Source organism: uncultured Thermosynechococcus sp. (assembly GCF_937958135.1).
GTDB lineage: Bacteria > Cyanobacteriota > Cyanobacteriia > Thermosynechococcales > Thermosynechococcaceae > Thermosynechococcus.
This window is the reverse complement of sequence record NZ_CALGOG010000034.1, coordinates 25,291-36,291: the sequence shown is the minus strand read 5'-3', so window position 1 is coordinate 36,291 and position 11,001 is coordinate 25,291. Positions and strand designations below refer to the sequence as shown.

General features: G+C 52.9%; 11 protein-coding genes. 4 read left to right on the top strand and 7 right to left on the bottom strand.

Annotation, left to right across the window (positions count from 1 at the left end):
- The 4 genes from Q0711_RS04810 to petG form a co-directional block, all read right to left on the bottom strand.
- Positions 1–419: hypothetical protein (locus Q0711_RS04810; protein WP_298617582.1), on the bottom strand; the 419-nt coding region annotated here is incomplete at its 3' end.
- Positions 420–515: 96 nt separating this feature from the next.
- A complete protein-coding gene (gene leuC, locus Q0711_RS04805) occupies positions 516–1,919 on the bottom strand; it encodes a 3-isopropylmalate dehydratase large subunit (protein WP_298612835.1) in 1,404 nt (467 codons plus the stop codon).
- A 346-nt stretch (positions 1,920–2,265) separates the two neighbouring features.
- A complete protein-coding gene (gene der, locus Q0711_RS04800) occupies positions 2,266–3,615 on the bottom strand; it encodes a ribosome biogenesis GTPase Der (RefSeq protein WP_298612832.1) in 1,350 nt (449 codons plus the stop codon).
- 31 nt (positions 3,616–3,646) lie between these two features.
- Positions 3,647–3,760 carry a cytochrome b6-f complex subunit V gene (petG, locus tag Q0711_RS04795; protein WP_298612828.1) on the bottom strand — a complete coding sequence of 38 codons (114 nt, stop codon included), beginning with the start codon at positions 3,758–3,760 and terminating at the stop codon, positions 3,647–3,649.
- 113 nt (positions 3,761–3,873) lie between these two features.
- Here petG and Q0711_RS04790 point away from each other — a divergent pair, with 113 nt between their 5' ends.
- The 3 genes from Q0711_RS04790 to grxD all read left to right on the top strand — a co-directional run bounded on the left by Q0711_RS04790 (position 3,874) and on the right by grxD (position 7,690).
- Entirely contained in the window at positions 3,874–6,969 is a 3,096-nt protein-coding gene (locus Q0711_RS04790; protein WP_299041795.1) for a response regulator, read from the top strand.
- Between the two features lie 91 nt (positions 6,970–7,060).
- Entirely contained in the window at positions 7,061–7,312 is a 252-nt protein-coding gene (locus Q0711_RS04785) for a BolA family protein (RefSeq protein ID WP_298612822.1), read from the top strand.
- Positions 7,313–7,366: 54 nt separating this feature from the next.
- The gene (gene grxD / locus Q0711_RS04780; RefSeq protein WP_181496364.1) at positions 7,367–7,690 is read left to right on the top strand and encodes a Grx4 family monothiol glutaredoxin; all 324 of its coding nucleotides are present in this window, start codon (positions 7,367–7,369) and stop codon (positions 7,688–7,690) included.
- A 100-nt stretch (positions 7,691–7,790) separates the two neighbouring features.
- Here the strand turns inward: grxD and Q0711_RS04775 are convergent, their stop codons facing one another.
- Complete coding sequence (locus Q0711_RS04775) at positions 7,791–8,228, bottom strand: Hsp20/alpha crystallin family protein (RefSeq protein WP_299041794.1); 438 nt, start codon at positions 8,226–8,228, stop codon at positions 7,791–7,793.
- 230 nt (positions 8,229–8,458) lie between these two features.
- Positions 8,459–9,133: an MBL fold metallo-hydrolase gene (locus Q0711_RS04770; protein ID WP_298612813.1), complete on the bottom strand. Its 675-nt coding sequence runs from the start codon at positions 9,131–9,133 to the stop codon at positions 8,459–8,461.
- On the opposite strand from Q0711_RS04770, the gene Q0711_RS04765 reads away from it, so the two are divergent.
- Positions 9,132–10,589 carry a site-2 protease family protein gene (locus tag Q0711_RS04765; RefSeq protein WP_298612810.1) on the top strand — a complete coding sequence of 486 codons (1,458 nt, stop codon included), beginning with the start codon at positions 9,132–9,134 and terminating at the stop codon, positions 10,587–10,589. The genes Q0711_RS04770 and Q0711_RS04765 overlap by 2 nt on opposite strands.
- Here the strand turns inward: Q0711_RS04765 and Q0711_RS04760 are convergent.
- Entirely contained in the window at positions 10,563–10,967 is a 405-nt protein-coding gene (locus Q0711_RS04760) for a hypothetical protein (protein WP_298612807.1), read from the bottom strand. The two genes, Q0711_RS04765 and Q0711_RS04760, sit on opposite strands and share 27 nt — an antisense overlap.
- Between the last annotated feature and the right edge of the window lie 34 nt (positions 10,968–11,001).

Sequence of the window (11,001 nt, the reverse complement as noted above, 5' to 3'; positions counted from 1 at the left end):
AGCCGCATATTCAGACGAGCCGTGGTGCCCGCCTGAGGACAACGCAGACGGGGGGTATAGGTACCGCCAATCCGCCACACAGAAATATACCGATTGCCCCGCACCCACTGAATGGTGACATCGCCACTACAGCCAAAATTGCCGGCGCGATCGCGATCGGTAAACCAGCCCCGTATCCAACCCTTACCAACCGCTCTCACGGTAATTGCGCCATCATAAACCCGTCCATTGACTTCTGTCGTGTAGGACAAGACATCTCCTGGAAAGTGGGTGTATTGGTAGTCATAAATTTCCGTCATCCCGCTATCGGAGATGAGGGTTTCTGCTGCTACTGGGAAAACAGGAACCAAGCTCAGCACCACTGTACCTACTAGCCGCTGAAGAATGGTCATGGCTTTACCGCCTCCGTTAGGACTCAACCTTCTTTCCCCATTATTAGCTAGTTAGCTAGGGCGGCTTCGAGGCTAAAGATTTTTTACAAACGCAGCAAAAGGCCTATAGCCCTTCAGAGACTTTTAGAGGAACGCGCGGACATCCGTGACTTCGCCGGCGATCGCTGTCGCCGCCACCATGGCCGGACTCATGAGCAGGGTGCGCCCCGCTGCCGATCCTTGGCGACCTTTGAAGTTGCGATTCGAGGAGGAGGCGCTGAGCTGACGCCCTTGCAGTTTATCGGGATTCATGGCAAGGCACATTGAACAGCCGGGGTTGCGCCATTCAAAGCCTGCCGCTTGGAAAATGACATCGAGACCCTCTGCTTCCGCTTGGGCTTTGACCCGTTCTGAACCGGGAACCACGAAGGCTTTGACACCGGGCTTCACTTTGCGTCCTTCGACCACCTTGGCGGCCTGCCGCAGATCACTGATGCGGCCATTGGTGCAACTGCCGATAAAGCAGACATCCACCTTTGTGCCCTGAATCGGCTGCCCTGGTTGCAAATCCATGTAGGCATATGCTTCCGCAGCGATCGCCCGTTCTGCCTCCGGCAAACTCTCTAGGGTGGGCAAGGTCTCATCAATGGCCACGCTTTGGCCGGGGGTAATGCCCCAAGTCACCCTTGGCGCAATGTCAGTTGCCGTAAAGGTAACTACATCGTCGTATTCTGCATCGGCATCACTGGCTAGCGATCGCCACCAGGCCACCGCCTCATCCCAATTTTTTCCCTGGGGGGCAAAAGGCCGCCCCTGCAAATAGGCAAAGGTGGTTTCGTCAGGGTTCATGTAGCCGCAGCGGGCACCCCCCTCAATGGCCATATTGCAGACCGTCATCCGCTCTTCCATGGACATCTGGGCAAAGGTGGTGCCGCTAAATTCGTAGGCGTAGCCCACGCCCCCTTTAACCCCCAACCGATGAATGAGGTAGAGAATGACATCCTTGGCATAAACTCCAGGGGCCATTGAGCCATTCACTGTTACCTTACGCACCTTGAGCTTATTCAAAGCAAGCGTTTGGGTAGCCAAGACATCGCGGACTTGACTAGTGCCAATCCCAAAGGCGATCGCCCCAAAGGCACCGTGGGTCGAAGTGTGGCTATCTCCGCAGGCGATCGTCATCCCCGGTTGGGTTAAGCCCTGCTCAGGGGCAATCACATGGACAATGCCCTGCCGACCAGAACCGGTACCAAAAAAGGGGATATTGTGGGCACGGCAATTCGCTTCGAGGGCTTGCAGCATCTCTTCGGCAAGGGCATCTTGGAGAGGACGCACCACCGTATCTGTAGGCACAATATGATCCACCGTGGCCACGGTTCGCTGCGGATACAGCACCGGCAACCCCCGCTCCCGCAGCATCGCAAAGGCTTGGGGACTGGTGACCTCGTGAATCAGGTGCAGGCCAATAAATAGTTGAGTTTGCCCTGAGGGCAATGTAGCCACCGTATGTTGTTCCCAAACCTTGTCGAAGAGTGTGCCGCGACTCATAAACTCGTCAAAAAATCTGGTCTATTGATTATAGGGAAAAGTCAGAGTTCAGTACAGTGGTTATACAGAAGTTTGACATCCTCCCCGCCCTGTTAGCTTGTGCCCGCGCAGTGGTAGGCCGAAGAAGTTCCTGTTTCCCACCGCCCACGCGGTTCGATCCACAGGCCATGCGGGTTCTCTCGCCGGATTTCCCTACCACAAGACAGGAGGTTGATGCGCCGACCAAATCGGCGTTGGAGTTGAAACCCCATGCCACGCACAAAACTTGTGAGTAGCGGATACGCCCTTGGCTCAGGAACCCACCAAAAGAATCTTCGGGCTACAGGTCAAGGAGGATGTCAAAAAGTTAGCGGACAACCAATTCGGTAGCTTCACGAGGTTTCTTGCTACGCCAAAGGAGGCGAATCGGCGTGCCCCGGAATCCCAGTTGTTGCCGAATTTGCCCTTCAATATAGCGGCGGTAGTTATCCTTGAAGAGCTTGGCATCATTGACAAAAATGGCAAATGTTGGCGGTTGGGTGGCCACCTGGGTAGCGTAGTAGATTTTACCTTGACGGCCTTGGCGGGTGGCAGGGGGCGTATGCCAGCGTAGAGCCTCTTGAATCACTTCATTTACCACTGCTGTACTAACTCGGCGACGATGTTGCTCAACTGCCGCATCCACCGCTGCAAAAATTTTATCCAGCCGCTGGCCGGTCAGAGCACTGACAAAGAGGGCATCTGCCCAATCGAGGAAATTCAGTCGTTGATACAGGCGATCGCGATAACTATTGATTGTATAAGTATCTTTTTCGGGAACTGCATCCCACTTGTTCATGATTAACACACAGGCACGTCCCTGATCGGCAATGTGTCCTGCCAAGCGTTGATCCTGTTCGGTAATGTCTTCAAGGGCATCTAGAACCAACAGCACGACATCGGAGCGGTGAATGGCCTTAAAGGCACGATGAACGCTAAACATCTCAGGCCCATAGGCCACATGGCCTCGCTTGCGAATACCGGCAGTGTCAATGAAGCGATACTGGGTGCCGTTGTGTTCAATGACGGTATCAATGGTGTCGCGGGTTGTGCCTGAAATGGGGCTGACAATGGCGCGATCGCTCCCAATCAAGGCATTGAGCAAACTAGATTTACCCACATTGGGACGCCCGGCAATGGCCACCTGAATTTCCGGTGTCTCAGGGAGTGTTTCCACCGCCGGCAAGTAGGTAATCAACCGATCCAGCAGCTCCCCCGTCCCGCTGCCGTGGATACTGGAAATCGGGTAGGGTTCTCCCAGCCCCAAGGACCAAAACTCTGCCGCCTGTGCCTGACCCATTTGGTGCGACTCGCATTTATTCACCGCCACTAAAACCGGTATGGGAAGCTGTCGCAACCACGCTGCAATGTCATAGTCCAGAGCTGTAGGGCCTGCTTGACCATCCACCACAAAAATCGCTGCCGTTGCTTCCTGAAGGGCAAGTTCTGCCTGCCGGCGAATCAGGGGAAAAAACTCACTGTCATCGTCAAAGACCAGTCCCCCCGTATCCACCACCAGAAATTCACGATCTTGCCAAAAGACCTGCCGGTAGGTGCGATCGCGGGTAACACCCGGTTCGTCATAGACAATGGCATCGCGCTCTCCCGCCAGGCGGTTGACAAAGGTGGACTTTCCCACATTGGGGCGGCCAACCACAGCAACAACGGGTAGCGTCATAGGCAAGCTAGGGACGTTGTCCGTAGGAGGGTTACAGCTCAAGCGAACTACTGCGACGATACTGCCGGTAAGCAGAAAAGAAGAGTCCCGCCAACGTCACCGGAATAAGACCTAACACAATACCACACAACAATGGCTCAATCATGGGACAGCCTGAATACACTAAAAGAAGGGCTTTACTTCCCTAAGATACACTATTTATAAGCCCTGTTGACCCCGACGTGGTAGCTTTCTGCTCGTACTTTGGAACATCGTTCTATGCCTCGCCCTTTGCTGCCCCAGTTCCTAAAGTATTTCCTGCCCACCACCGCACTAGTCGCTGTCTTTTTTCTCCAGCTTTACAAGCTTCAGCGCAGCCACCTCCTCAGTCAAATTGAAGCGGATAAAGTTACTAAGGTTGAGCGCACTGAGCTTATTCTCAAGCATTCTCTACAAACAGTTATCACCGATATTCAGAGTGCTGCCCCCATCCTCGCCAAAAGATTGACTCCTACAGCTACACTAGCTGAGCAACAGGAGCGCAGGCAAGAAATTGCCGCTTGGCTGAAGGCTAAGGAAGTCTATGATTGCCTATTTCTGCTGGACGCCAACGGCAAACTCACGTTGAGCTTTGCCCTTACAAAAGCCGGAGTGGCGATTAAAGAAGAGGCAGCAGGGAATTCACAGCCACTACGGCGCTATTGGTCGGCAATTCAACAACTGCGGGGGGGAGAGGTGTTTGTCTCTCCCTTTGAATTAGAAAGTGACCCTAACTCACCGATGGTTGAGGCGCAGCCCTTTCTCTATGTGGTCACGCCCCTGACAGGCGGTAGGTTTTTGATGGTGCGCTACAATGCCACGTCTCTCTTTCAAGAATTTCAAATGGTTTGTCGCAATCCTTACTTGGGCTGTCTGTTGACGGATCGAAGGGGGCACTGGCTAGTGGGGCACTTCCCAGGCCAAGAGTGGGTTGCTACTGACTCGCAGCGCCGGGGCTTTACCGTGGCACAACAGTACCCTCGCCTCTGGACACAGATGCAGGCTTCACCGAGGGGGACTTGGCAAGACGAGCAAGGCATATTCGCTTACAATCAAATCCTTCCCTTTGGCGAAAATCAGCGCTCCATTGACCCAGAGAAGGGCACCCCCATTCTTGGCGGCGATTATCTCCTGCGGATTGTGGCGCACCTGCCTGCGGCTGCCATTGAAAGTAAGCTGGCCGCAGGGGTTTATTTCCCCCTCTTAGCAGGATTTGTGGGGGTATGGCTCACAAGTGGCATTGGTGTGTACCTGGGCGTGCGCTACCAGCAGCGACGACAGAGCTGGCAAGAGCAATTGCAAGCCAGTGAGGGGCGCTTCAGGCAAGTCAGCGAAATGGCACCGGTGGGCATTTTCACCTTGGATGAGGCGGGAAGACCTACGTTCCTAAACCAAACCATGTTGCAGCTTTTGGGAGTAAACAGCGCTCTTGAAGCCGAGCAACACTGGATTGAGCACCTCCATCCCCAGGATCGGGAGCGCGTTGTGACCACTTGGCAGGAGTGTCAGCAAAAGCAGCAGCTTTTTCAAGCACAGTTTCGTGTCCTGTACGGGGATGGCCACAGCCGCTGGATCAGCGCTCGCATTGTCCCCCTTCAGGATTTGGAGGGAAAAACCTATTTTTTGGGCACTTGGGAGGATGTGTCCGCCATTGTTACCCAGCAACAACTTCTAGAGCAAGCCCGCAAAGCTGCTGAGGATGCTAGCCGTGCCAAAAGTGAGTTTTTGGCAACCATGAGCCACGAGATTCGCACCCCCATGAATGCCATTATCGGCCTAACAGGGTTACTGCTGGACACGCCGCTAACAGAGCAGCAGCGGGAGTTTGTCAATACGATTCGCGTCAGTGGCGATGCGCTGCTGGCAATTATTAACGACATCCTTGACTTCTCTAAAATTGAAGCGGGCAAGCTGGAGCTGGAAGCCTATCCCTTTGATCTCCACACCTGTATAGAAGAGGTTTTAGATCTGCTCAACAGCCGAGCAAAAGAGCAGGGTGTTGAATTGGTCAGTTATATTGATAGGAGTGTGCCCCGCCAAGTCATTGGCGACATGGGGCGGCTGCGGCAGATTTTGCTAAACCTTGTGGGCAATGCGATTAAATTTACGCCCCAAGGAGTTGTGACCCTGCACGTTAAGGCAGCGCCGACGCAGCCAAAGGACTACTCTGACTTTATGCCCTCTTACTACGATGTGTTTTTTGCTGTTCAAGACACAGGTATTGGTATTTCCAGCGATCGCGTTGCCTGTCTGTTTCAACCTTTCACCCAAGCGGATGCCTCAATCACCCGTCGCTACGGCGGTACAGGTTTAGGCTTGGCGATTTGCCAACGCTTGGTGGAGCGGATGCAGGGGCAAATTTGGTTAGAAACAAAAACCAAAGAAGGGTCGCAAGTGGTGGGGGGCTGCCCTCCCAGTCAGTATGAATCGCTGCCGATTGGTGAGAGTGGCTCGGTCTTTTACTTTCGGGTACGACTGCTGCTGAATCCCACTCGCATTAGCAATGACCCTACCCCCTCTTTCCAAGGACGTTCGCTGCTAGTTGTGGACGATAACCCACATAATCGTCAAATTCTCCGGCTCCAGATGCAAAGCTGGCAAATTCAGGTTCTATTGTCTGCTAGCGGTGCAGAAGCTCTAGCGCTCTTGCAGCAGAAGCCCTTGCCAGATGCAGCAATTATAGATTTGCAGATGCCACAAATGGATGGTGTGACCCTTGCAGCGCGCCTCCGTCAACAGTACCCCAACTTACCTCTTATTCTGTTAACTTCGGTGGGCAATGACCTTACCCCTGAGCAACAGCGACTCTTCCACAGCTTAGTCAGTAAGCCTGTTAAGCAGTCCACTCTCTTTAAAATTCTCAGTGATGTTTTTGGCAGCCGTTTGCAGGTGGCTAAGACTCCTGCCCCTTCAATTTCAATTGATGAGTTAAAGCGAGGATTACCACCGCTACGCATTCTGGTGGCGGAGGACAATAAGGTCAACCAAATGGTGGCGCTGCGAATACTGGAGAAGTTGGGGTATCGGGGAGATGTTGCTGCCAATGGTTTAGAGGTCTTGGAGGCGGTGCAGCGGCAGCCCTACGATGTGATTTTGATGGACATGCAAATGCCGGAGATGGATGGGGTGACGGCCACGCGAGAAGTGATTGACCTGTTTCAACGGCTGAACCAACCCCGCCCACGCATTATTGCGATGACAGCCAATGCCATGGAGAGCGATCGCCAGCTCTGCTTAAGGGCCGGCATGGACGACTATATCAGTAAGCCCGTCCGCGTGGAGGAATTGGTGCGGGCATTACAACAGTGCCAACCGCTGACACCTTCCTCTTTCTAGCTTTGTAAAACCCATTGCTCAACATTTAGCGATACACTATGGTAAATAAACTTTTTGGCTGCTAGTTTTAGTCAAAACTAGATTATTCTCTATGGTTACTCCTGAGCAACTCACCAGTCTTATTCAAGCCAGCCTACCCGATGCCTTTGTGCAAGTGCAAGACTTAACGGGAGGCGGCGATCATTATGAAGCAGTGGTCGTTTCTGCTGCCTTTGAAGGGAAGCGACTAGTACAACAGCACCAACTGGTCTATAGCAGCCTCAAGGAGCTGATGGCCAGCAATGAACTCCACGCCCTTGCCCTCAAGACCTATACCCCCCAACAATGGGCACAACTTCAATAGCCTACAATTCGATCCATTCCTTTTAATTTCTCAATCTAAGAAGGAGAGCCAGCAATGACACCCGAACTCCACGCCAAAATTGATCACCTTGTCAAGAGCAATAAGATCATTGTCTTTATGAAGGGTAGCAAGCTGATGCCCCAATGCGGGTTTTCTAACAATGCGGTGCAAATTTTGAATGCTCTCGGCGTCCCCTATGAAACGGTGGATGTCCTTGAGGATTTTGAGATCCGTCAAGGGATCAAGGAGTATTCTAACTGGCCAACGATTCCCCAAGTGTTCATCAATGGGGAGTTTATCGGCGGTTCGGATATTCTTATTGAGCTATACCAAAGTGGCGAGTTACAACAACTCGTAGAGGTAGCCCTAGCTTCATAGGCGTTTTCCCAATTTGACTCATGCCTAAAATGAATCCCCCATTTCTGGGGGATTTTCGCACATTGAGCAACTTTAGCTGTTCCGCTTTACCACGGGTGAATTAGCTAACACTCACTTTGACTACACGATTTTTCTCCTCTTCTGCTTTTGGCAGCGTTAGGTGGAGAATGCCATTTTTGTATTCAGCTTTAGCCTCCGTGTTTCGAATCCGCACCGGCAGAGGAATGACCCGTTGGAATTTACCATAGCGGAACTCAGTGCGTTTCATACCATCGCTTTCGGTTTGGCTTTCAGATTTGCGTTCACCGCTCACCGAGACCGCCTCCGCCGTGACTTGAATATCCAAGTCTTTAGGCTCCATGCCCGGCAGTTCAATTTTTAGAAGCAGGGCCTCCGGTGTTTCTTCCAATTCAGCCGCCGGCAGGAAGCTCAGATCGGCGCGGCGTTCGGTTAGAGGAATTAACTCATCAAAGATACGGTTCATTTGGCGTTGTAGCGCATCGATTTCGCGGAACGGTTCCCAACGAACGAGTGCCATACACTTATCCTCCTGTGTTTTTTAGGGTTTTAGATTGCCCATGGGATGGTTTACAGAGAGAACAGCTCTAACAATTAACCTTGTTTTTTTTCCTTGGTATTGCTTTGGCTTCTTCCCTCTGCCCACCTTCACTATAGAGGATAAAAGTCTTGATACAAGTGGGGGTTAACGATCTCTCCAAGTTCCTTTTTCCGAACCTGTGTTATCCTCATGGAAAAATTAAGGAAACATTAAACCTTGTTAACCCAAAGGGTATCAACAGGGAGTTCTTGCAGCACGGCTTGGGCATTGGCGATCGCCAAAGTCCCCCGCAGAAACCCAATATTTGCCCCCGGACACAGATAACTCAAGGACTTCTGCCGACAGAAGGCTTTTAGTGCTTCAACACTGCGCAGTTGCCGAGGCCAGTGGAAGGTGGTGGCCGTTTTAATCGGTGCCAGTTCTCCCGTAGGTGTAGGGAGCAGATGGCGGCCGGTAAAGAGAACACCCCCTTGGCCATACCAATAGACACAGGCGCTGCCGGGGGAGTGACCGGGTGTCCAGAGGATTTCGAGAGTTTCCCCGATGGCTAGATGGTGATTAAAGGGGGTGACCCTCACTTGGGGCAGAAGATAGGCCTCCTGCGCCTGAATGATCACCTCGCACTCAAAAATGCGCTGTATCTCCCGCACGTGGGCGATCGCCCCCCGATGGGTCAGGATGAGACGCTTGACGCCACCCTGCTGTCTGAGCCACGCCTGGGTGCCCTCTGTCCAAGGGGGGGAATCAATGAGGGTATTGCCATCGTTTTCTACAATGAGATAAGCAGTGCCTCCCAGCGTCTCGCGGTTTGGTGGAAACCCATAGACCATGGGCAATACAAGGCGGGGCGGTTTCTGTTGTTGAGCCACAGGTATCGAAATCATGACATGGATTTCCCTTATTGTATTGGGTTTAATCTTGGTCTTTATTGTCCGCCAGAGTGCTGCCCGCGTCAGTCAAACTCCTTGGTGGCTCCTGTGGCTGGTGCTGATGCTGCCAGCGTTTTTTATTGGGGGTTGGATGCTGCTACTGGGGAATACCCCTGTACCGTCAGGATGGTTAATCCTTGTTTTTGTGGCCAGTTCTGTGCTGTACCTTGTGCTTTTGCGCCGAGGCCAGCCCCCCTTACCCGCCGTACCACCGCCGCCTTTGACACCCCCACGGACGGAAAATAGCAAGCTCCTCAATCAGGAGGAAGAAACGCAACTGCAAAGCTGTTTCCCTTGGGGCATGTATTACTTGCAACAAATTGAGTATCGTCCGCAGGCAGTGATCTGCCGGGGGCAAATGCGCGGTGATGCCAGCCAAGTCTATGAGACGGTGAAGCGCAATATTGCCCAACGCTTTGGCGATCGCTTTTTGGTCATGTTTCAAGTGGGTCTAAGTAATAAGCCCTTTTTTGCCTTGATTCCCCGCGATCGCCTGCCGCAGCCCCAACAACTTTTTCGCCCTGCCCTTAGCCTTAGCCTACTTGCTTTAACCTTTCTCACCACCACTGTTGCGGGGTTGGCCCTTGCTGCCCCTGAGCTGACGGCGAAAGAACTGCGGCTCAATCCAAGTTTGCTCTGGCAGGGGTTGCCCTACAGCGTCAGTCTGCTTTTGATTTTGGGCATCCATGAACTGGGACACTTTGCTACGGCCTGGTATTACGGTGTCAAGGCAACGCTGCCCTACTTTATTCCCCTACCCTTTGCGATGGGCACCCTAGGTGCTTTTATCCAGATGCGATCGCCCGTTCCCCATCGCCGTGCCCTTTTTGACATCAGTATTGCAGGGCCAATGGCTGGGTTGCTGGTCACCCTGCCGATTTTGGCTTGGGGGTTACAACAGTCTGAGGTGGTGCAACTGCCCGCCAATGCTTCAGAGCAAGCCCTCAATCCTCAGGTGTTTAGCCCGCGCATTTCGATTCTTTTTGCCCTCATTGCCAAAGCCATTTTTGGCGCTGCCCTTAAAGGGGACAGTGCGCTGCACCTTCATCCGATGGCCGTGGCCGGGGTGCTGGGCTTGGTGGTGACGGCCTTGAACCTCATGCCGGTGGGGCAGTTAGATGGGGGTCACATTGTTCATGCCATGTATGGCCATCGGCTGGGGGCAATCATTGGCCAAGTGAGCCGTTTCCTCGTGCTGATTCTCGCGTTTATTCAACCGTGGCTTTTTATCTGGGCACTGATTTTATTCTTTATGCCGGCCTTTGACGAACCTGCCCTCAATGATGTCAGTGAATTGGATAACCGGCGCGATGGCCTTGGCTTGATGGCCCTGGTGTTGCTGCTGCTGATTATTTTTCCCCTGCCGGCACCCCTTGCGGATCTGCTACTGCCGACACACCCAATGCCATAGGGGATGACGTTCTCCCTGCCGCCGAATAAACAGGACTTGCTTTTCTAGCCGCTGCTGCCATTTCCGAGAGCGCCCCCATACAATGTTGCAGGTTTGCCAGTAGAGAACGCTGAGGGTTATGCCCAGACACAATGCCAACCCTAGGGCCGGCCAGCGATTAAAGAGAATGCCATAGCGCAAGGCTGCCCACGTAAAATGCTCTCGCATAAGGCTAATTTCGTAGCGAAAGCCCCAGAGACTCACTGTGCCCACAGTCAACCAAAGAAAGAGCACCACACTCCAGCGCATGAGAACGGTAAGGCGATGCAGGCGATCCACCTGCTGTCGAAATTCTGATTCAAGGCCTTGGGGCATTCGCGATCGCTCGTTAGCAGACATCTCTCTATCTCTCGTATCTTTTTGCAGCTTTTTC

Coding starts and splice junctions, on each gene's coding strand:
- leuC (WP_298612835.1), bottom strand. CDS start 1,919: ATGAGTCGCGGCACACTCTTCGACAAGGTTTGGGAACAACATACGGTG.
- der (WP_298612832.1), bottom strand. CDS start 3,615: ATGACGCTACCCGTTGTTGCTGTGGTTGGCCGCCCCAATGTGGGAAAG.
- petG (WP_298612828.1), bottom strand. CDS start 3,760: ATGATTGAGCCATTGTTGTGTGGTATTGTGTTAGGTCTTATTCCGGTG.
- Q0711_RS04790 (WP_299041795.1), top strand. CDS start 3,874: ATGCCTCGCCCTTTGCTGCCCCAGTTCCTAAAGTATTTCCTGCCCACC.
- Q0711_RS04785 (WP_298612822.1), top strand. CDS start 7,061: ATGGTTACTCCTGAGCAACTCACCAGTCTTATTCAAGCCAGCCTACCC.
- grxD (WP_181496364.1), top strand. CDS start 7,367: ATGACACCCGAACTCCACGCCAAAATTGATCACCTTGTCAAGAGCAAT.
- Q0711_RS04775 (WP_299041794.1), bottom strand. CDS start 8,228: ATGGCACTCGTTCGTTGGGAACCGTTCCGCGAAATCGATGCGCTACAA.
- Q0711_RS04765 (WP_298612810.1), top strand. CDS start 9,132: ATGACATGGATTTCCCTTATTGTATTGGGTTTAATCTTGGTCTTTATT.
- Q0711_RS04770 (WP_298612813.1), bottom strand. CDS start 9,133: ATGATTTCGATACCTGTGGCTCAACAACAGAAACCGCCCCGCCTTGTA.
- Q0711_RS04760 (WP_298612807.1), bottom strand. CDS start 10,967: ATGTCTGCTAACGAGCGATCGCGAATGCCCCAAGGCCTTGAATCAGAA.